The organism is Streptomyces sp. NPDC048603 (assembly GCF_043199475.1).
Classification (GTDB): domain Bacteria; phylum Actinomycetota; class Actinomycetes; order Streptomycetales; family Streptomycetaceae; genus Streptomyces.
This window is the reverse complement of the sequence record NZ_JBICVY010000009.1, coordinates 83,575-104,580: the sequence shown is the minus strand read 5'-3', so window position 1 is coordinate 104,580 and position 21,006 is coordinate 83,575. Positions and strand designations below refer to the sequence as shown.

Below are 21,006 nucleotides of genomic sequence, written 5' to 3'. Positions count from 1 at the left end.
GGGACCGGCTGCCCTCCCCAGTGGGGCGGCTGGTCCCCGCGGCCGCCCCACCCTCCGGCCCGTAACGCGCCACCGCGCCACCGATCCATCGCTCCACCCGGGCGAGCCGCCCGCCCGCCGTACCACCGAAGGAAAGTCAAGGAAGCCAGAAATGACCAATCAGGAGTCCAGCGTGCTCGATCCTTCCCTTGTCGGCGTGGCGTCCCTTCCCGACCTGTTCGCACAACGGGTCTCCGAACATCCCGACACGATCGCGGTCGTCTGCCAGGACGAGCGGGTGACCTACGGGCAGCTGGCGGAGAGAAGCCAGGCCCTGGCCTCGTACCTCAGACACCTCGGCGTCACCGTCGACGACAGCGTCGGCCTGTTCGTCGAACCCTCCGTGGACCTGATGGTCGGCGCCTGGGGCGTCCTGCACGCCGGCGCCGCCTACCTGCCGCTGTCCCCGGAGTACCCCGAGGACCGCGTCCGCTACATGATCGAGAACAGCCGGGCCTCGGTCCTGCTGGCCCAGGACCACCTCACCGCGCGGCTGCGCGACCTGGCCCCCCGCGGGACCCGGATCATCACCCTGCACGAGGCGGAGTCCTTCGTCCCCGTCCACGAGGACGGCCAGGCCTCCCCGGCCCGCGCGGACGGGCTGGCGTACGTCATCTACACCTCGGGCAGCACCGGCCGCCCCAAGGGCGTGATGATCGAGCACCGCAGCATCGTCAGCCAGATGCGCTGGATGCTCTCCGAGCACGGCATCGGGCCCGGCCGGCGCGTCCTGCAGAAGACCCCGATGAGCTTCGACGCCGCGCAGTGGGAGATCCTCGCCCCGGCCAACGGCGCCACGGTGGTCATGGGCGCCCCCGGCGTGTACGCGGACCCCGAAGGGCTCATCGAGACCATCGAAAAGTACCGGGTGACCAGTCTCCAGTGCGTGCCGACGCTGCTGCAGGCCCTGCTGGACACCGAGAAGCTGGCCGCCTGCGACTCCCTCACGCAGATCTTCAGCGGCGGCGAGGCGCTCTCCCGCAACCTGGCCGTCCAGTGCACCCAGGAACTCCCCGGCGTCGCGCTGGTCAACCTCTACGGGCCGACCGAGTGCACCATCAACGCCTCCTCCTTCACTGTGGTCCCCGAAGAGCTCGCAGAGGGCCCGCAGTCCATATCCATCGGCCGCCCGGCCGCCGGCACCGAGTTCCACGTACTCGACCGGGAGACCCTCGAACCGGTCGGCGTCGGCGAGCTCGGCGAGCTCTACATCAGCGGTGTCCAGCTGGCCCGCGGCTACCTGCACCGCCCCGACCTGACCGCCGACCGCTTCCTGGAGATCGAGGCCGGGGCCGGCCGCCCGCCGGTCCGCGCGTACCGCACCGGCGACCTGGCCCAGCGGAACCCCGACGGCACCGTGCAGTTCGCCGGCCGCGCCGACAATCAGGTCAAGCTGCGCGGATACCGCGTGGAGCTGGACGAGATCTCCCTGGCCATCGAGAACCACGACTGGGTGCGGAACGCCGCGGTCATCGTCAAGGACGACGCCCGCACCGGCTTCCAGAACCTGATCGCCTGCATCGAGCTCAGCGAGAAGGAAGCCGCCCTGATGGACCAGGGCAGCCACGGCTCCCACCACGCCTCGAAGAAGAGCAAGCTCCAGGTCAAGGCCCAGCTGTCCAACCCCGGCCTGCGCGACGACCGCGACCTGGCCGCCCGTCCGGCGTACGAGCTGCCGGGCGCCGAGCCCACCGAGGAGCAGCGCCGCCGCGTCTTCGCCCGCAAGACCTACCGCTTCTACGAGGGCGGCCAGGTCGGCGAGCACGACCTGCTGGAGCTGCTCGCCGCCGGGGTCACCGGCGGCCACGGCTCCCGCGAGGCCCGCGAGCTCTCCGCGGCCGAGTTCGGCGAGATCCTGCGCTGGTTCGGCCAGTACCTCAGCGAGGAGCGCCTGCTGCCGAAGTACGGCTACGCCTCGCCGGGCGCGCTCTACGCCACCCAGATGTACTTCGAGCTGGAGGGCGTCGCCGGCCTCGGCCCGGGCCGGTACTACTACCACCCGCAGCACCACCGGCTGTTCCTGATCGAGGAGCTGCCCGCCACCGGCGCCGCCCGCGCCCTGGTCCACTTCATCGGCCGGAACAGGGGCATCGAGCCGGTCTACAAAAACAACATCCTGGAAGTCCTCGAGATCGAGACCGGCCACATGGTCGGCCTGTTCGAGCAGGTGCTGCCGGCCTACGGCCTCGGCATCAAGGACTTCGACTTCGACCCGGGCGTCCGCGACGCGCTGGACGTGGACGAGGCCGACCACTACCTGGGCACCTTCGAGCTGGTCCCGTACGACGGCGGGCAGCCGGAGAGCGCCGCCGAGGTGTTCGTCCAGGCGCACGGCGACCGGGTCGCCGGGCTCCCCGAGGGCCAGTACGCGTACGAGGGCGGGCGGCTGACCCGGATCTCCGACGACATCGTCCTCAAGAAGCACGTCATCGCCATCAACCAGGCGGTGTACGACGGCGCCGGCTTCGGCATCACGGTCGTCAGCCGGGCCCGCGAGGAATGGCTGGAGTACATCGAGCTCGGCAAGAAGCTCCAGCACCTGATGATGAACGGGCTGGGCCTGGGCTTCATGTCCTCCGGCTACAGCTCCAAGTCCGGCAACCCGCTGCCGGCCTCGCGCCGCATGGACGCGATCCTCGAGGCCACCGGACGCACCGGCGGCCCGATGTACTTCTTCGTGGGCGGCCGGGTCAGCGAGATCCAGCTGGCCCACCAGGGCATGCGCGAGGACACCGTCCACATGCGCGGTCCCGCCGAGATGATCCGCGACGACCTGGTCCGCTTCCTGCCCGACTACATGATCCCGAACCGGGTCGTGGTCTTCGAGCGGCTGCCCCAGTCCGCCAACGGAAAGATCGACGTCAAGGCGCTGGCGGCCTCCGAGCAGGTCGACGCCGAGCTGGTGGAGCGCCCCTTCGTCGCCCCGCGCAACCAGGCCGAGCAGGACATCGCCGAGGAGTGGGCCAAGGCGCTGCGCCGCGAGAGCGTCTCCGTCCAGGACGACTTCTTCGAGTCCGGCGGCAACTCGCTGATCGCCATGACCCTGGTCCGGCAGATCAACGCCCGCTTCGGCCTCTCCCTCCCGCTGCAGACCGTGCTGGAGCACCCGACCGTCGAGCAGCTCGCCCGCCGCGCCCGCCTCGGCCCGGACACCGCCTCCTCCCGCCTGCTCAGGCTGAACTCCGAGAAGAACGGGCGGCCGATCCTGTGCTGGCCGGGCCTGGGCGGCTACCCGATGAACCTGCGCACCCTGGCCGGGGAGATCGGCCTGGAACGCCCCTTCTACGGGGTGCAGGCGCACGGCATCAACGAGGGCGAGCTCCCGTACCGGACCATCGGCGAGATGGCCGCCGCGGACATCGCGACCATCAAGAAGCTGCAGCCGTCCGGCCCCTACACCCTGTGGGGCTACTCCTTCGGCGCCCGGGTGGCCTTCGAGACCGCCTGGCAGCTGGAGCAGGCCGGCGAGCGGGTCGACGAGGTCTTCCTCATCGCCCCCGGCTCCCCGAAGCTGCGGGCCGCCGACGGCAGCGAATACCCGCGGGAGGCCTCGTACGCCAACGACGGCTACACCACCATCCTGTACTCGGTGTTCGCCGGCCGGATCAGCGGCCCCGACCTGGAGGAGTGCCTGCGGGCGGGCCGGGACCCGGAGTCCTTCGCGGCCTTCATCAGCGGGCTGAAGGGGCTGGAGCCCGCACTGGTGAAGCGGATCATCGAGGTCGTGGGCCAGACCTACGAGTTCGAGTACACCTTCCACGAGCTGGCCGAACGCACCCTGAAGGCACCGGTGACCCTCTTCAAGGCCGTCGGTGACGACTACTCCTTCATCGAGGGCTCCTCGGGCTGGTCCGCCGAGCCGCCCGTCGTCGTCGACCTGGTCGCGGACCACTACAGCCTGCTCCGCGATCCGGACATCAAGGAACTGGTCAAGCACATCCGATACCAGTACGGGGCGAAGTAGCCCCGGGGCCCCGAACCCAGGGCCTTCGGGCCGAGGCCGCCCCGCCGGAGCAGTCCGGCGGGGCGGCCGCCATGCCGTGGCGCGACAGCGAGGAGCACAGTGAGCAGGCAGCAGCAGCCGGCCGTACGGCGTGTCCTGGCGACCGCCTTCCAGTCCCTGACGGTCCGCAACTTCAGGCTGTTCGCCGCCGGACAGCTGGTGTCGGTGGCGGGCACCTGGATGATGGTGGTCGCCCAGGACTGGCTGGTGCTGTCCCTGACCGGCGACTCGGGCACCGCGCTGGGCCTGGTGACCGCCTGCCAGTTCGCCCCGCTGCTCCTGCTCACCCTGTACGCGGGCGGGCTCGCCGACCGCCACGACAAGCGTCGGCTGCTGGTCGCGGCCAACCTGGCCGCCGGGGCCCTGGCCCTGCTGCTGGCGCTGCTGGTGCTGTCGGGGGCCGCCGCGCTGTGGCACGTCTACCTGTTCGCCCTGGCCCTCGGCACGGTCAACGCCGTCGAGGTGCCGACCAGGATGTCCTTCGTCAGCGAGCTGGTCGGCGGGGAGCTGCTGCCCAACGCCTCCGCGCTGAGCGCCGCGTACTTCAACACGGCGCGGGTGGCCGGACCCGCGCTGGCCGGACTGATGATCGGCTGGTGGGGGACCGGGCCGGTGATGCTGCTCAACGCGGTCAGCTTCCTGGCGACGGTCCTCGGGCTGCTGCTGATCCGCCCCGGGGAGCTGTACCGCGGCGGGACCCGGCCGGAGCGCGCCGGGGTCGGCGAGGGCATCCGGTACATGCTGGCCCGGCGGGACCTGCTGCCGCCCATGGCGCTGGTGGCGGTGGTCGGCATGCTGGGCTTCAACTTCCAGCTCACCCTGCCGCTGCTGGCCAAGACCGTCTTCCACACCGACGCGGCCGCCTTCGGTCTGCTGACCACCTCACTGGCCGCCGGGTCCCTGGTCGCCGCGTTCGCCGGCACCGCCCGCCGCGGGCGCCCGCCGGCCGCCCTGGTCATCGGCTCCGCCATCGGCTTCGGCACGCTGGAGGTGCTGGCCGGGCTGGCGCCCGGTTTCGGCACGGCCGTGGTCCTGCTGTTCCTGACCGGCTTCGGGGCCATCTGGTTCGCTCAGGCCGCCAACCACCACATCCAGCTGGGCACCGACCCCGCCTACCGGGGGCGGGTGATGGCCCTCTACACCCTCGTCTTCCAGGGCACCACCCCGCTGGGCGCCCTGCTGACCGGCGCGCTGAGCGAGGCGTACGGCGCCCGCTCCGGACTGCTCGCGGGCGGCACGGCCTGCGTCCTCACCGCGCTCGCCGTACTCGCCGCGCACCGCGGGCGGCAGGACGGCGGAACAGATCATTCTGCGGGATCCCTGACGCCCCGGGAAGAATCCGGACAGAGCCGCGCGCGTTCCTGACACTGGTTGACACCACCCTGACACGGAGACGGTTGCACCGCCATTCGGGTCGTTGGAGACTCGAGTTCATTCCAAGCGGTCCTGATGAACCGTCCGGTGCAATCCACGTCCGCATCGGAATCGGAACCAAAAGCCCTTTCCTTTTGCGTGACGAGGAGCGAATTCCCATGCGTTTCAACCTGATCGGCCCGTTCGAGATCGTCACCGACGACGGCAGGGTGTACCGCCCCGGCACCCCGAAGGTCTGCCAGACCCTGGCACTGCTGCTGACCAGGCCGAACGAGATCGTGACGGCCGAGTCCCTGATCCAGGAACTGTGGGGACAGCGGCCCCCGCGCAGCGCCGTCACCACGCTCCAGACGTACATCTACCACGCGCGCCGTATGTTCGCGACGGAGGAACTGGCCGCACCCGGACGCAATCTGATCGTCACCAGCGCGCCCGGATACGCGATCCAGGTCGACGAATCCGAAGTGGACATCCGGATTTTCGAGCGCCTGGTCACCCAGTCCCGCAACGAGCTCAGCGACGGTGACGCCGTGTCCGCCCTGCGCACCGTACGACAGGCACTGGACCTGTGGCGGGGCCCGGCCATGTCCAACTTCCCCGCCGGGGACGTCCTCAACGGGCACATCGTGCACCTCGACGAGCTGCGGATCCGGGCCTTCGAGATCCGGATCGAGGCCGAGGACCAGCTGGGCCGTCGCCGCGAGTCCATCCCCGAGCTGCGCCGTCTGATCAACGACTACCCGCTCAACGAGTGGTTCCACAGCCAGCTCATCGCCTCGCTCGGCGCGGCCGGCCGGCGCGCCGAGGCCCTGCAGGCCTACCAGAAGCTGCGGTGGCTGCTCCAGGAGGAACTCGGCCTGGAGCCCTCGACGGAGCTGAAGCAGCTGCAGATCAAGCTGCTCAACTCGGAGCCGGTGCCGGCCGAGCGGTGGCCCGCCCCGCGCTCCCGCGGCCAGCTCGTCGGCGCGCGGGCCGGCGCCTGAGGAGGACCGGGCCCGCGCCCGGAAGAAGAGGACCACGTACGCCGGAGGGGCGGCCATGACGGCCGCCCCTCCGGCGTATCCGCTTTCGAGGCGTCTTCGATCACCTGCGGCGACGCTCGGACCGAAGCTCCCACCCCCCTGCGCACACGACCCCGCGTGACTCCACACGACACCGCACGACACCCACGCGACTCCGCATCACAACGACATGAGGTGCTTTCTTGTGAAGGGAATCATCCTGGCCGGCGGGAACGGCACGCGGCTTCACCCGATCACCCTCGGGACCTCGAAGCAGCTGCTCCCCGTCTACGACAAGCCTCTGATCTACTACCCGCTCTCGGTGCTGATGATGGCCGGCATCCGGGACATCCTGATCATCAGCTCCCCGCTGGACCTTCCCCACTTCCGCCGCGCGCTCGGCGACGGGAGCTCCCTGGGGCTGAACCTCAGCTACGCCGAGCAGGCCGAGCCCCGCGGCCTGGCCGAGGCCTTCGTCATCGGCGCCGACCACATCGGCGACGACTCCGTGGCCCTGGTCCTGGGCGACAACGTCTTCCACGGCCCCGGCTTCGGCCAGCTGCTGCGCCGCCACCTCCCCCACACCGACGGCGCCCTGCTCTTCGGCTATCCGGTGCGCGACCCGGAGCGCTACGGAGTGGGGGAGACCGATGCGAACGGCAGGCTGATCTCCATCGAGGAGAAGCCGGCCCGGCCGAAGTCCGACCGGGCCATCACCGGCCTCTACTTCTACGACAACGACGTGGTCCGGATCGCGCGCGGCCTGAAGCCGTCCCCGCGCGGGGAGCTGGAGATCACCGACGTCAACCGGGTGTACCTGGCCCGAGGCAAGGCGTCCCTGGTGGACCTCGGCCGGGGCTTCGCCTGGCTGGACACCGGCACCCACGACTCGCTGCTCGACGCCTCCCTGTTCATCCAGACCCTCGAACGACGGCAGGGCCTGCGCATCGCCTGCCTGGAGGAGATCGCCCTGCGGATGGGCTTCATCGACGCGGAGCAGTGCCACCGGCTGGGCGCGGCCCTGCACAAGTCCGGCTACGGGGCGTACGTGATGGCGGTCGCGGAGGCGGCCCGGCGGACCGGCACCGTGGCCCCGGTGGACGAGCTCGCCGCCCTGGTCTGACACGGGAGCGCCCGGTCACCGCCACGGTGACCGGGCGCCCGGCACGTCCCGCAACACCGGTTGATCAGAAGTTGCCCAGCCCGCCGCAGACGTTGAGCGCCTGCGAGGTGATCGACGCCGCCGTGTCGGAGGCGAGGTAGCCGACCAGCCCGGCGACCTCCTGGGGGGTCGAGTACCGGCCGAGCGGGATCTTGGCCTGGAACTTCTCCAGGATGGCCTCCTCGGTCGAGTCGTACGCGGCGGCGTAGCCCTGCCGCACCCGCTGTGCCATCGGCGTCTCGACGTATCCCGGGCAGACCGCGTTGACGGTGATGCCGGTCGGGGCGAGCTCGTTGCCCAGGGCCTTGGTGAAGCCGACGACCCCGTGCTTGGAGGCGGAGTACGGGGCTCCGAGGACCACGCCCTGCTTGCCGGCCGTGGAGGCGATGTTGATGATCCGGCCCCAGCCCTTGGCGCGCATGCCCCCGGTGTTGAGCACCTCGCGGGTGACGCGGAAGACCGAGTTGAGGTTGGTGTCGATCACGTCGTTCCACAGCTCGTCGGTGATGTCCGCGGTCACCCCGCCGCCCGACCGGCCGGCGTTGTTGACCACCACGTCGATGCTCCCGAAGCGGTCGACCGCAGCCCGCACCCAGTCGCCCACGCTGATCGGGCAGCGGACGTCCAGGACGCCGCCGTCGACCTCCAGGCCCTCGTCGGCCAGTTCCTTCACCGTGCGGGCCACGTTCTCCGCGTCCCGGGCACCGATGAACACCCGGTGCCCCGAGGAGGCCAGCACCCGGGCCGCCTCCAGCCCGATTCCGCTGGTCGCGCCGGTGACCACGGCAACACGCTTGTCCTGCTCAGACATCAGAAATCTCCTCGCCAGTTCGACAGGTGACGCAGGCCGGAGGATCTTGCCTCCGTCTGGAGGGGGGCTCGAAGGGCCCTGAAAGGGCCCGTTCCCGCCCTCGCGCGCACCCCTCGCCCGCACGCTCGCCGCGACAGGCGGCGACCGGCGGCGACCGGCCGCGAACCGTAGGAAACCACTCGCATTCGATCAGTTGTCGAGTGCATCCATCCAGGATCGGTCGTCTCATATCCGTACGGGAGAGACGGCCGTGACCGCCCTCGTTCGGCCACGCGCCGGACCGACAGCCCAGCCGAAGGACTCACTCGTGAAGGACACCCAATGAGCCGACGTGTCGTCATCACCGGAATCGGCGTGGTCGCCCCCGGGGGTGTGGGCACCAAGGAGTTCTGGTCCCTGCTCACCTCGGGCACCACGGCGACCCGCGCCATCAGCCTGTTCGACGCCTCGCAGTTCCGCTCCCGGATCGCCGCCGAGGCCGACTTCCACCCCCTCGACCACGGCCTCACCGCCGAGGAGGCGTCCCGCCTCGACAGGGCCGCCCAGTTCGCCGTCGTCAGCGCCGCCGAGGCCCTCCGCGACAGCGGCCTCGACACCGCCGGGCTGGACCCCACCCGCACCGGCGTCACCCTCGGCAGCGCCGTCGGCTGCACCATGGGCCTGGACACCGAGTACAACGCGGTCAGCCGCGGCGGCAGCACCTGGCAGGTCGACCACACCCTGGCCGTGCCCCACCTCTTCGACTACTTCGTGCCCAGCTCCATGGCCGCCGAAGTGGCCTGGCGCACCGGCGCCCAGGGCCCCGTACAGATGGTCTCCACCGGCTGCACCTCCGGCCTGGACTCCGTCGGCCACGCCGTCGAACTCATCCGCGAGGGCAGCGCCGACGTCATGATCGCGGGCGCCACCGAGGCCCCCATCTCCCCGATCACCGTGGCCTGCTTCGACGCCATCAAGGCGACCTCGCCGCGTAATGACGACCCCGCCACCGCCTCCCGGCCCTTCGACGCCTCCCGCAACGGCTTCGTGCTCGGCGAGGGATCCGCCGTGCTGGTCCTGGAGGAGCTGGAGAGCGCCCGCCGCCGCGGCGCCCACGTCTACGCCGAGATCGCCGGCTTCGCCAGCCGCTGCAACGCGTACCACATGACGGGCCTGCGCCCCGACGGACGGGAGATGGCCGAGGCCATCACCGTCGCCCTCGACGAGGCGCGGCTGCCCGCCACCGCCGTCGACTACATCAACGCCCACGGCTCGGGCACCAAGCAGAACGACCGGCACGAGACCGCGGCCTTCAAGCGCAGTCTCGGACAGCACGCCCACGAGGTGCCGGTCAGCTCCATCAAGTCGATGATCGGCCACTCGCTCGGGGCCATCGGCTCCCTGGAGATCGCCGCCAGCGCCCTGGCCATCGAGTACAACACCGTGCCGCCGACGGCGAACCTGCACAACCCCGACCCCGCCTGCGATCTGGACTACACCCCGCTCGTCGCGCGCGAACAGCGCACCGACACCGTGCTCAGCGTGGGCAGCGGCTTCGGCGGCTTCCAGAGCGCCATGGTCCTCACCCGCCCGCGCCTGGGAGACTCCGCATGACCGCCCTGACCACCACCGCGCCCGCGGTACCCGCCGCCGGACCCCGCGCCGCCGCCCCCGTCGTCACAGGGATCGGCGTCACCGCCCCCAACGGCCTCGGCACGGAGAGCTGGTGGCGGGCCGTCCTGGCCGGCGAGAGCGGCATCCGACCGGTCACCCGCTTCGACGCCGGGCAGTACCCCGCCACCCTCGCGGGCGAGATCCAGGGCTTCGACCCGGGCGCGCACATCCCCAGCCGGCTGCTGCCCCAGACCGACCACATGACGAGGTTGGCCCTGGCCGCCGCCGAGGAAGCCCTCGGTGACGCGGGAGTGGACGCCGCCGCGCTGCCCGACTACGCGGCGGGTGTCATCACCGCCGCCTCCGCGGGCGGCTTCGAGTTCGGCCAGAAGGAGCTGGAGGCCCTCTGGAGCAAGGGAGGCCAGTACGTCAGCGCGTACCAGTCCTTCGCCTGGTTCTACGCCGTCAACACCGGCCAGATCTCGATCAAGAACGGACTCCGCGGCCCCAGCGGGGTGCTGGTCACCGAACAGGCCGGCGGCCTCGACGCGGTCGCCCAGGCCCGCCGCCAGCTCCGCAAGGGCGTCCGCCTCGTGGTGACCGGCGGCGTGGACTCCTCCCTGTGCCCCTGGGGCTGGGCGGCCCACCTGGCCGGCGGCGAACTCACCCACGCCTCCGACCCGGCCCGTGCCTACCTGCCCTTCTCCGCCGACGCCTCCGGCCATGTCGCCGGGGAGGGCGGCGCCCTGCTGATCCTCGAGGACGCCGCGTCCGCCCGGGACCGGGGAGCCCGGACCTACGGATCCGTCGCCGGCTACGCCTCCACCTTCGACCCCGCTCCCGGCTCCGGCGGTGCGCCCCGGTTGCGTGCCGCGGCCGAACTCGCCCTGAGCGACGCCGGCCTGGAAGCGGCCGATGTGGACGTCGTCTTCGCCGACGCGGCCGGCCGGCGGGGGGCCGACCGCGAAGAGGCAGAGGCGATAGCCGGGATCTTCGGGGAGTACGGGGTGCCCGTCACCGCCCCCAAGACCATGACGGGCCGGCTCGCCGCGGGCGGCGCCTCCCTCGACCTGGCGGCGGCACTGCTCTCGCTCCGCGACGGGGTCGTCCCGCCGACCACCGGGGTCACGCGGACCGCGGCCGACTGCCCGGTCGACCTGGTCACCGCGGTACGCCGGCCCGAACGGCTGCGCACCGCGCTGGTCCTGGCCCGCGGCCGCGGCGGCTTCAACGCGGCCATGGTGGTCCGCTCCGCCGACTGACCGGACCGGGTTTCGCCGAACGGCCACCTCACGCGCCCCGCGGACGACAGCACCTCCTGCCGCCCGCGGGGCGCCGCCTGCTCCCATCGGCGCCGCGCAGGACCGCCGACCTTCCTCGGGCCTTCGGCGGATGCCGCACCACCGACCGGTCGACGAGCACTGGGCCGAGGCCATGGGCCAGGCCCGGGACGAGTACAGCCTGCTCCCCGGCAGGGCGTTCGCCGAGCACTGGTGGTCCTGGGTCGCCGTCCGGCGATGGCCGGCCAAGGCAGCCCGCCTCCGTGAGTGCGAGCGCATCGTGGCCGCCTCCGAGGACCGTGCCGAGCGCCGTGCGGCCGCCTCGGAGATCGCCCGCATCCTCGCCGACGCGGAGGCCGCCGCCCGGTGCCCCCACTGACGACGAGCAAAAGAGCCGGATCGGGCGGGGCGCTGCGGCGGCCGGGGCCTCAGTGGGCCAGCCAGCCGCCGTCCACCGCCAGGGTCGCGCCGGCCACGTAGGAGGCCCGGTCGCTGCACAGCCAGGCCGCGGCCTCCGCGATCTCCGGGGTGTCCGCCATCCGTGAGAGCACCGTCCGGCTCGCCATCGCCTGCTCGCGCGCCGGGTGGTCCTCCGCCATCCAGCCGGTCATCATTTCGCTCCGGGTGGCGCCGGTTGCCACCGCGTTCACCCGGATCCCCCAGGCCCCGTACTCGTGGGCGGCCGCCTTCGTCAGCCCGATCACCGCGTGCTTGGACGCGATGTAGGGGGAGCTGGCGACCGTGGCCACCAGCCCGGCCGTACTGCTGTTGTTGACGATGGCCCCGCCGCCGGTCTTGAGCATCGCGGTCAGCTCGGCCCGCATGAAGTTCCACACGCCCCGCACGTTCACGTCCATGACGGCGTCGAAGGGCGCGTCGTCCATCAGGTGCATCGGTTCCGGGGTCACCGCCGTCCCCGCGTTGTTGAACGCGGCGTCCAGCCGACCGAACTCCGCCACCGCGGCGGCCACCGCCCGGTCCGCGTCCTCGCGCCGGGTCACGTCCGCGACCACGTACTGTGCGCGGTGGCCGGCCGCCGTCAGCTCGGCGGTCAGATCGGCCAGTTCCTGTTTCCGCCGGGCCACCAGGGTCACGGCGGCCCCCTCGCGGCAGAACACCCGTGCCGCGGCTGCGCCGATCCCCGTGCTGGCACCCGTGATCAGCGCCGACTTTCCTGTCAGCAGTCCTGCGGAGTCGGTCATGTGTACGACACTAGCCCCGCCCCCGCACCGCGAACAACCTGCTGACTCACCCTCATCCGCCGTTCCGCATACGGCATTTCACCTCTGATCTCACTGGGCTCGGGCGAGTGCCTGACATATTCTCGGCGCGGCGCCGGAAAAAAATCCGGCCGACCGGTTCGCTGTGGTCCGACGAGGGACCCCAGCCCCCAGTGGAGGACTGCCGATGCTCCATCAGTGCCCCTACGCCATCGATCCCTCGGGCGCCGACGTGCACGCCGAGGCCGCCCGTCTGCGCGCGTTAGGGCCGGCGACGCCGGTGACCCTGCCGGGCGGGGTCGACGCCTGGGCGGTGGCCGGACTGGCGGACCTGAAGCGCCTGATGACCGACGACCGCGTCTCCAAGGACGCCTACCGGCACTGGCCCGCGTGGATCAACGGCGAGATCGAGGGAAACTGGCCGCTGGCCATCTGGGTCTCCGTACGGAACATGATCACCGCGTACGGATCCGAACACACCCGCCTGCGCAAGCTGGTGGCTCCCACCTTCACCATGCGCCGGGTGGCCGCCATGCGGCCGCGCATCGAGCGGATCACAAGTGGGCTGCTCGACCGCCTCGCCGCCCTCCCGCCGGACCGCCCCGTCGACCTGCGGGCCGAGTTCGCCCACCAGCTGCCCACCCACGTCACGTTCGAGCTCTTCGGCATCCCGGAGGAGTTCTGGGAGCCGCTGCACCGGATCACCCAGAGCTTCTTCGACACCAAGATCTCCCTCGAGGACGCCCAGGAGAACGGGGCCCTGCTGCACTCCACCATGGCCCAGCTGGTGGCCCGCAAGCGGGAGCACCCCGGCGACGACGTCACTTCCGGTCTGATCGCGGCCCGCGACGACGAGAACGGCGCCAGGCTCTCCGAGAAGGAGCTGGTGGACAACCTGATCCTGCTGTTCACCGCCGGCTACGAGACCTCGGTGAACCTCATCTCCTCCTGCATCCACGCCATGCTCACCCACCCCGAGCAGCTCGCCCTGGTCCGCGCGGGCGACGCCGGCTGGGAGGACGTCATCGAGGAGACCCTGCGCCACGAACCGCCCGCCGCCACCGGGATCCTGCGCTACGCCGTCGAGGAGATCGACCTCCACGGCACGGTGATCCCCAAGGGGGCGCCGATCGCCGTCTCCTACGCGGGCGCCGGCCGCGATCCGTCGGTGCACGGCCAGCACGCCGACCGCTTCGACATCACCCGCCCGACCCGCGGGGACCACATATCCTTCGGTTTCGGGACCCACTACTGCGTGGGCGCCCCACTGGCCCGACTGGAGGTCAGGATCGGCCTGGAGGCACTCTTCGGCCGTTTCCCGGAACTCGCGCTCGCCTGCCCGCCCGACCGGCTGAGGCGCATCGAGTCCTTCATCTCCAACGGACACCGGGAACTGCCGGTCCTCCTCGGGCCCGAGAAGCAGGGCCGAAACCAAGCCAGCGCCTGATAAAATACGGACCTCCTGGTTGATTTTTGCAGACGGTCGGTGATCCGGTAGGGGTCTCCATACCGGATCCCACCAAGCGGAGGCATCGTGGCCAAGCAAGAACGCGCGGAGCGTACGCGTCGCGCCATCCTCGAAGCGGCCGCGGAGGTCTTCGACGAGCGCGGGTACGAGGCGGCGACCATCGCCGAGATCCTCACCCGCGCCGGAGTCACCAAGGGCGCGCTGTACTTCCACTTCTCGTCCAAGCAGATGCTCGCCCAGGGCGTCCTGGACGAGCAGTTCGCCGAGGGCGGCGTGCCGCCCCGGGACAGCAAGCTGCAGGAACTCGTCGACGCCGGTCTGGTGCTGGCCCACCGGATGAAGCGGGAGCCGCTGCTCAGCGCCGGCGCCCGGCTCTCCCTGGGCCCGGAGATAAGGGAGATCTTCGGCGGCGGCTCCATCCCGGGCTGGATCGACATCGCCACCCGGCTGCTGGTCGAGGCCAAGGCCCAGGGCGAGCTCCTGCCGCACGTGGACCCGGCCGAGACGGCCTGGGTGGTATCCGCCTGCTGGACGGGCGCGCAGGTGTACTCCCAGACCCTGAGCGACCGCGCGGACCTGGAGTACCGCGTCGCCGGCGTCTACCAGCACATCTACCCGAGCATCGCCACGCCCGCGGTCCTCGCCCGCCTGGACATGGCCGCCGACCGCGGAGCCCGGGTCGCCGCCGAGGTCGAGGCGGCCAAGGCCGCGAAGGCGGAAGCGGAAGCGGAACCGGTCGCTCCGTAGCGGCGATCGAGCCCGTCTCAAACCGCAGAGACGGTTTCCAGCAGTGAGTGCCACTGCCCCGGCCGGGGCAGTGGCACTCGGCGTTCCGGGCCCCGGGCGGGCTCGGATCACCGCACCCGCGGGGGCCGGACCGTCACCGCAGACTGCCGAGCAGGCCCACGTGGAAGGGGCTGAGCTCCTCGGTGCGGCCGTCGAGGATCTTGGTGAGCCAGTCGGGGTCGCCCAGCAGCGCCCGGCCGACCGCCACCAGGTCGAACTCCTCGCGTTCCAGCCGGTCCAGCAGCCCGTCGATGTTCGTGACGTTGCCCTGCTGCCCCTGGAACACCTGGATGAACTCGTTGTCCAGGCCGATGGACCCGACGCTGATGGTGGGCCGGCCGGAGAGCTTCTTGGCCCAGCCCGCGAGGTTGAGGTCGGATCCCTCGAACTCGGCCGTGTGGAAGCGGCGGGTGGAGCAGTGGAAGGCGTCGACGCCGGCGTCGGACAGCGGGGCGAGCACGGCCTCCAGCTCCTGTGGCGTCCCGGCGAGCTTCGCCTGGTAGCCGTTCACCTTCCACTGGGACAGCCGGAAGAGGATCGGGAAGTCCGGGGAGACGGCCGCGCGGCAGGCCGCCACGATCTCGGCGGCGAACCGGGACCGGGAGGCGATGTCCCCGCCGTAGCCATCGGTGCGCCGGTTGGTGTGCTCCCACAGGAACTGGTCGATCAGGTAGCCGTGGGCCCCGTGGATCTCGACGCCGTCGAAGCCGTGGGCCTCGGCCGCGGCCGCACCGCCGGCGAACGCCCCGATCACCGCGTCGATGTCGGACTGCGACATCGGCGTACCGGATTCCGAGCCGTCCAGGGCGATCCCGGAGGGGCCCATCCGCGGGGCGTCCGCGACGGGCCCGTTGCCGGTCACGCGCTCCATGCCCACGTGCCAGAGCTGCGGCACGATCCTTCCGCCCGCCGCGTGGACCGCGTCGGCCACCGCGGACCAGCCGGCGAGCGCGTCCTCGCCGTGGAACCGGGGGACCCGGTCGCTGGTGCCCGCGGAGTTGTGGCCGACGTAGGTCCCTTCGGTGATGACCAGCCCGACCCCGCCGGCCGCCCGGCGGGCGTAGTACTCCGCCACATCGGTGCCCGGCACGCCGCCGGGCGAGAACTCACGCGTCATCGGGGCCATCACGACACGGTTCGGGACCGTCAGGCTGCCCAGGGAGAAGGGGCGGACCAGGACGTCCCTGGCGCGCTCGGCCGAACTTCCGGTCATGTCCGGTCACTCGCTTTCGATAGGTGTGGGACGGTTCTTGTGGGCGTCAGTGCCCGGGCCGGGTGCTCACGGGGCCGCCGGCCCCGGCGGCCGCAGGGCTTTCGCCCCGGCCCTTGCCCTCGCCTCCGCCTTGGCCGTCGGCGTCGGCGTCGGCGTCGGCTTCGGCGTCGCCTTCGGCCCCGGCCCCGCCGGCCGCGGGGCCGGCCTGCCGGGCCCCCGCGAACCAGGAGACGGCGAACGCGATCACGGAGAGGGCCGCGGCCCCGGCGACGACACCGTGCAGGCCGGTGCTGACGGCCTCCTGGAAGGCGTCGCGGACGGCGGCGGGCATGTCCTTCAGCAGGGCCGGGGTCAGTTCGCCGCCTGCGGTCAGCCGGTCCGCACCGTCTCCGAGCCGGTCGCCGAGTACGTCGCCCATGCGGCCGGCGTGCACGGCGCCGAGGACCGCGACCCCCAGGGAGCCGCCGATGGTGCGCACCAGGGTGACGGTTCCGGTGGCGGCGCCCATGTCGCGGGGGTCGGCACTGTTCATCGTGGTCAGCAGGGTGGCCTGCATGAGGACGCCGGTTCCGACACCGACGACCAGGGTGAGCGCCGAGGAGAGGAGGAGGCCGGTGTCCGCGTCCAGCAGGAGCAGCAGGAGTGCGCCGGTGACCATCACGGCGCTGCCGACGGCGGGCAGGAAGCGGTTGTTCCGGTCGCCGCGGTCCATGATCCGTCCGGTGGTCAGCTGTGCCGCCAGCATGCCGAGCATCAGGGGGAGGATCAGCATGCCGCTGGCCGTGGACGAGGTGCCGTGGACGAACTGCATGTACTGCGGCAGGTAGTTCACCACGGCGATCAGGACCGCGCCGACGAGGAAGCTCAGGACCTGGGCGAGGGTGAAGTCCCGGCTCCGGAAGAGCCGGGGCGGCGTGATCGGCTCCGCCGCGCGCTGTTCCACCCGGGCGAACCAGGCCAGGGCCACGGCGGTCAGTACGCCGAGTCCGATGATCTGCGGGGAGGCCCAGGCGTACTCGGTGCCGGCCCAGGTGGCCAGCAGCGTGAGCGCCAGGATGCCGATGGTCAGCAGGGCCGCGCCGAGGTAGTCGACCTGCCCCTTGCGCCGTTCGGTGCGCAGCTGCACGCCCTTGCCGACCGCCAGCAGGGCGACCGCGCCGACGGGCACGTTCACGTAGAACGCCCAGCGCCAGTCGGCGTAGTCGGTGATGAACCCGCCGAGCAGCGGCCCGCCGACGAAGGCGACCGGCAGCATCACGCCGACCATCGACTGGATCCGGCCGCGTTCCTGCGGGGGCACCAGGACACCGATGACCGAGAGCGCGCCGACCATGAGTCCGCCCGCGCCAAGCCCCTGCAGGGCACGGAAGGCGATGAGCTGTCCCATGTCCTGGGCCAGCCCGCACAGCACCGACCCGGCCAGGAACACGGCCACGGAGGACAAGTAGGCGCCCTTGCCGCCGTAGAGGTCGCCGAGCTTGCCCCAGATCGGGGTGGCCGCGGCCATCGTGAGCAGGTAGGCCGTGACCGCCCAGGAGAACTGGTCGAGGCCTCCCAGGTCACCCACGATCGTGGGCAGGGCGGTACTGACGATCTGCCCGTCGAGCGTCGCCAGGAAGATGCCGAGCATGAGTCCGAAGACTCCCAGGCGCGGCAGGTCCGGCCGGACCGGAGCGGACGGGTCCGCGGTGCTGTGCTGGTTCATCGCTGCCCCCAAGGCAGGAGTGGGCGTCAGGCGGCGTAGGGGCGGACGCTCTTGGCGTCCCGGAGGGCGTGGCCCCACCAGGCCAGCTGGTCGAGCATGGCCTTGGCGGCGGCGTCGGCGCCGGGGTCGGTCATCCGGCCGTCCGCGTCGAACTTCTCGCCGTAGTTGTGGAAGCTGACGGTGTTGCGGATCGTGGTCGCGTGGACCTCGGCGAGGACCACCCGCAGCTGCTCGACGGCGCGCAGGCCGCCGGAGACGCCGCCGTAGGAGACGAAGGCCACCGGCTTGGCGTGCCACTGCTCGTTGTGCCAGTCGATGGCGTTCTTCAGGGGCGCCGGGAAGCTGTGGTTGTACTCCGGGGTGACGATGACGAAGGCGTCGGCCTCCGCGATCCTCGGCGACACCGCGGCGATCTGCGCCATGGCCTCGTCGGGCAGCCCTTGGCCGAAGGCGGGGAAGACGGTGGGCAGTGGGGTTTCCACCAGGTCGACGAGGTCGACGGTCATGTCCGCACGCTGAGCGGTGTGCTCGAGCAGCCACTTGGCCACGACGGGACCGAACCGCCCGTCCCGCGTGCTGCCGAGGATGACCGCGATCCGCAGGGGAGTGTCGTTCGGCTTGTCCATGGCAGGACCTCCGGATTCTCGTTGTGTACGTCGTATCTGTTGGAATACAACGTACACATCTCTGCGTACAGTGTCCACTACTGATACGCTGTACACACAGAAGCCACCGGGGAGGAGCCCGACCATGCCGGCGCAGCAGGAACGCCACGAGCAGCGCGAGGACCAGACGCAGCCCTCCCTGTGGGAGCGCCTGGAACGCCCTGCGCCCACCCCCCGCAACACACTGACCCCCGCGCGCATCGCCGCCGCGGGCGTCGGGATCGCCGACGCGGAGGGCCTCGACGCCGTCACCATGCGGCGGCTGGCCGGCGAACTGGGCGTCGCGCCCATGGCCGCGTACCGATACGTCACCGGCAAGGACGAGCTGCTGGAGCTGATGGTCGACTCCGTGTACGGGGAGCTGGAGCTCCCCGACGGCGCGGACGGCTGGCGGGAGACCATGCGGACGCTCGCCCTGCGCATCCGCACCGTGCTGCTCAAGCACCCGTGGGTGACGCGGGCGGCCTGGTGCGGGCCGACGCCCCACCAGCTGGCCGTGCCGGAGGCCGCCCTGGCAGCCCTCGACGGCCTGGGCCTGGACGCCGACGCGATGATGGCGGTCCACCACACCGTCACCGCGTACGTGCAAGGCGCCGTGGACTCGGAGATCGGGCTGTACCAGCTGATGCGGGTGCAGGGCTGGTCCACCCACCAGGAGACGCGCACCGGACTGGCGCCGCGGATGACCTGGCTCATGGGCAGCGGGCGCTATCCGGGGTACGAGCGCTACATCGGAGAGGCAGCGCACAAGGACGACCTGCAGTGGCAGTTCGAGACCGGACTCGACTGTGTTCTCGACGGAATCGCCGCCCGGCTGAAAATCTGATCCATACCGCGAGTTGAACCCATATCGCTGGAGCGGACCTCGAGTTCCGCTCGCGAAGGGAACGGGCCCCGCCCAAGGCGGGGCCCGTTCTCATTGTTTGACAATTGCTTGACACGGACCTGTCGTTCCCCCGAGGAATTGATCTTGACAGTTGCCGATCGTCCGAAGATGCTGATCACTAGTTTTCGCAGCACTGTGCCGATTCGCCGATGAATTGAATCGAGCGGGCCGGTGATTCGGTGATTCGGCGAATCGACTCCGTCGACGCGCGTGCCGCCGGCCCCGGAGGAAGACCGGACGTTCCCGCGCCGCGCCCGCCCTACGCCCACGTCGCTGCGTTCCTGTGATCATTCCGTTTTTCCGGAGGGCACGTTCATGGATGCATCAGTCATAGTCGCCGGCGCGGGCCCCACGGGGCTGACGCTCGCCGCGGAACTGCGGCTCGCCGGAGTCGACGTCATCGTGCTGGACCGCCTGGAACAGCGCACCGGGGAATCCCGCGGACTGGGCTTCACCACCCGCACGATGGAAATATTCGACCAGCGCGGACTGTTGCACCGCTTCGGTGAGATGGGGTCCAGCAATGCCGGTCACTTCGGCGGAATTCCCGTCGACTTCGGCGTTCTCGACAGCATTCACCAGGCGGCCAAGACCGTGCCCCAGTCGGCCACCGAGACGATGCTCGAAGGCTGGGTGCGGGAACTGGGCGCCGACATCCGCCGCGGCCACGAACTGCTCGGTCTCAAGGACCACGGCGACCACGTCGAGGTAGAGGTCAGCGGCCCCGACGGCCGCCACCGGCTCACCGCCCCCTATCTCGTCGGCTGCGACGGCGGCCGCAGCGCGGTCCGCAAGGCGGCCGGCTTCGAGTTCCCCGGAACCGCCGCCACCCTGGAGATGTACCTCGCCGACATCAAGGGCGTCGACCTGGAACCGCGCCTGATCGGCGAGACCAACGACCGCGGCATGGTCATGTGCGGCCCCCTCGGCGACGGCGGGTACACCCGCATCATCGTCTGCGAGCTCGGCACCCCGCCCCGCCGCCGGACCGAAGCCCCCACCTACGCGGAGGTCGCCGCGGCCTGGGAGCGGATCACCGGCATCGACATCTCGCACGCCGAACACGAGTGGGTCAGCGCGTTCGGCGACGCGACCCGGCTGGCCACCGAGTACCGCCGGGGCCGCGTCCTGCTCGCCGGCGACTCCGCGCACATCCACCTGCCGGCCGGCGGCCAGGGCATGAACACCGGCATCCAGGACGCGGTCAACCTGGGCTGGAAGCTCGCCTCGGTGGTCCGCGGCACCGCCCCCGAGGCCCTGCTCGACACCTACCACGACGAGCGGCACGCCGTCGGCCGGCGGCTGATGGTGAACACCAAGGCCCAGGGCCTGCTCTTCCTCGGCGGCCCGGAGCTCCAGCCGCTGCGCGCGGTGCTCGCCGAGCTCGTCCGCTACGAGGACGTCAGCCGGCACCTGGCCGCCATGGTCAGCGGCCTGGAGATCCGCTACGACGTCGGCGGCGGCGGCCACCCGCTGCTCGGGCGGCGCATGCCGCACCTGGAACTGGTCGGCGAGAAGCGCAAGACCAGCAGCACCGAACTGCTGCGCTCCGGGCGCGGCCTGCTCCTCGACCTGGAGGACAACGCCGTCCTCCGTGACCGGGCTGCCGACTGGTCCTCCCGCATCGACATCGTGACCGCCGCCCCGCACGGGGTCCTCGCAGACGGCCCGCTCGCGGGCACCTCGGCCCTCCTCGTGCGACCCGACGGACACGTGGCGTGGGCCGCGCCCGGCAGCCACCACGACCTGCCCATGGCACTGGAGCGGTGGTTCGGCCCCGCCCGCGCCCGGCAGGCATGA

16 protein-coding genes are annotated in these 21,006 nt (G+C 71.3%); 11 read left to right on the top strand and 5 right to left on the bottom strand.

What is annotated here, in order from left to right; all coding sequences use genetic code 11:
• The first annotated feature begins 151 nt into the window (after positions 1-151).
• From ACGFQ9_RS23170 to rfbA, 4 genes are all read left to right on the top strand, one after another.
• Positions 152-4,003, top strand: coding sequence for an amino acid adenylation domain-containing protein (locus tag ACGFQ9_RS23170; protein ID WP_393576154.1), 3,852 nt, complete (start codon positions 152-154; stop codon positions 4,001-4,003).
• 99 nt (positions 4,004-4,102) lie between these two features.
• Positions 4,103-5,407, top strand: a complete 1,305-nt coding sequence (locus ACGFQ9_RS23165) for an MFS transporter (protein WP_393576153.1) — start codon at positions 4,103-4,105, stop codon at positions 5,405-5,407.
• A 167-nt stretch (positions 5,408-5,574) separates the two neighbouring features.
• Positions 5,575-6,399 (top strand): BTAD domain-containing putative transcriptional regulator, encoded by an 825-nt coding sequence (locus ACGFQ9_RS23160; protein ID WP_393576151.1) that lies wholly within the window; start codon positions 5,575-5,577, stop codon positions 6,397-6,399.
• A 223-nt stretch (positions 6,400-6,622) separates the two neighbouring features.
• Entirely contained in the window at positions 6,623-7,540 is a 918-nt protein-coding gene (gene rfbA / locus ACGFQ9_RS23155; RefSeq protein WP_393576149.1) for a glucose-1-phosphate thymidylyltransferase RfbA, read from the top strand.
• Positions 7,541-7,604: 64 nt separating this feature from the next.
• Here rfbA and ACGFQ9_RS23150 read toward each other — a convergent pair whose 3' ends face one another.
• On the bottom strand, positions 7,605-8,390 hold the full coding sequence (locus tag ACGFQ9_RS23150; protein ID WP_393576147.1) for an SDR family NAD(P)-dependent oxidoreductase: 786 nt from the start codon (positions 8,388-8,390) through the stop codon (positions 7,605-7,607).
• Positions 8,391-8,711: 321 nt separating this feature from the next.
• On the opposite strand from ACGFQ9_RS23150, the gene ACGFQ9_RS23145 reads away from it, so the two are divergent.
• The 3 genes from ACGFQ9_RS23145 to ACGFQ9_RS23135 all read left to right on the top strand — a co-directional run bounded on the left by ACGFQ9_RS23145 (position 8,712) and on the right by ACGFQ9_RS23135 (position 11,642).
• Complete coding sequence (locus tag ACGFQ9_RS23145; protein ID WP_393576146.1) at positions 8,712-9,983, top strand: beta-ketoacyl-[acyl-carrier-protein] synthase family protein; 1,272 nt, start codon at positions 8,712-8,714, stop codon at positions 9,981-9,983.
• On the top strand, positions 9,980-11,245 hold the full coding sequence (locus ACGFQ9_RS23140; protein ID WP_393576145.1) for a ketosynthase chain-length factor: 1,266 nt from the start codon (positions 9,980-9,982) through the stop codon (positions 11,243-11,245). The genes ACGFQ9_RS23145 and ACGFQ9_RS23140 overlap by 4 nt, the downstream gene beginning before the upstream one ends.
• A gap of 130 nt (positions 11,246-11,375) precedes the next feature.
• A complete protein-coding gene (locus ACGFQ9_RS23135; RefSeq protein ID WP_393576143.1) occupies positions 11,376-11,642 on the top strand; it encodes a hypothetical protein in 267 nt (88 codons plus the stop codon).
• Between the two features lie 49 nt (positions 11,643-11,691).
• Here the strand turns inward: ACGFQ9_RS23135 and ACGFQ9_RS23130 are convergent, their stop codons facing one another.
• Entirely contained in the window at positions 11,692-12,465 is a 774-nt protein-coding gene (locus ACGFQ9_RS23130; protein ID WP_393576141.1) for an SDR family NAD(P)-dependent oxidoreductase, read from the bottom strand.
• 205 nt (positions 12,466-12,670) lie between these two features.
• On the opposite strand from ACGFQ9_RS23130, the gene ACGFQ9_RS23125 reads away from it, so the two are divergent.
• Both ACGFQ9_RS23125 and ACGFQ9_RS23120 read left to right on the top strand, forming a co-directional pair.
• Positions 12,671-13,930 carry a cytochrome P450 gene (locus ACGFQ9_RS23125; protein ID WP_393576140.1) on the top strand — a complete coding sequence of 420 codons (1,260 nt, stop codon included), beginning with the start codon at positions 12,671-12,673 and terminating at the stop codon, positions 13,928-13,930.
• An 87-nt stretch (positions 13,931-14,017) separates the two neighbouring features.
• Positions 14,018-14,698, top strand: a complete 681-nt coding sequence (locus ACGFQ9_RS23120; RefSeq protein ID WP_393576138.1) for a ScbR family autoregulator-binding transcription factor — start codon at positions 14,018-14,020, stop codon at positions 14,696-14,698.
• A 133-nt stretch (positions 14,699-14,831) separates the two neighbouring features.
• Here the strand turns inward: ACGFQ9_RS23120 and ACGFQ9_RS23115 are convergent, their stop codons facing one another.
• Genes ACGFQ9_RS23115 through ACGFQ9_RS23105 form a run of 3 tightly spaced genes read right to left on the bottom strand, consistent with a single transcriptional unit; the run spans position 14,832 to position 18,281 of the window.
• Complete coding sequence (locus tag ACGFQ9_RS23115) at positions 14,832-15,950, bottom strand: NADH:flavin oxidoreductase (RefSeq protein WP_393576137.1); 1,119 nt, start codon at positions 15,948-15,950, stop codon at positions 14,832-14,834.
• A gap of 46 nt (positions 15,951-15,996) precedes the next feature.
• Positions 15,997-17,655, bottom strand: coding sequence for an MDR family MFS transporter (locus ACGFQ9_RS23110; protein ID WP_393576135.1), 1,659 nt, complete (start codon positions 17,653-17,655; stop codon positions 15,997-15,999).
• A 26-nt stretch (positions 17,656-17,681) separates the two neighbouring features.
• On the bottom strand, positions 17,682-18,281 hold the full coding sequence (locus ACGFQ9_RS23105; RefSeq protein WP_393576133.1) for an NADPH-dependent FMN reductase: 600 nt from the start codon (positions 18,279-18,281) through the stop codon (positions 17,682-17,684).
• A 124-nt stretch (positions 18,282-18,405) separates the two neighbouring features.
• Here ACGFQ9_RS23105 and ACGFQ9_RS23100 point away from each other — a divergent pair, with 124 nt between their 5' ends.
• A complete protein-coding gene (locus tag ACGFQ9_RS23100) occupies positions 18,406-19,146 on the top strand; it encodes a TetR/AcrR family transcriptional regulator (RefSeq protein WP_393576132.1) in 741 nt (246 codons plus the stop codon).
• Between the two features lie 375 nt (positions 19,147-19,521).
• Positions 19,522-21,006: an FAD-dependent monooxygenase gene (locus tag ACGFQ9_RS23095; RefSeq protein ID WP_393576130.1), complete on the top strand. Its 1,485-nt coding sequence runs from the start codon at positions 19,522-19,524 to the stop codon at positions 21,004-21,006.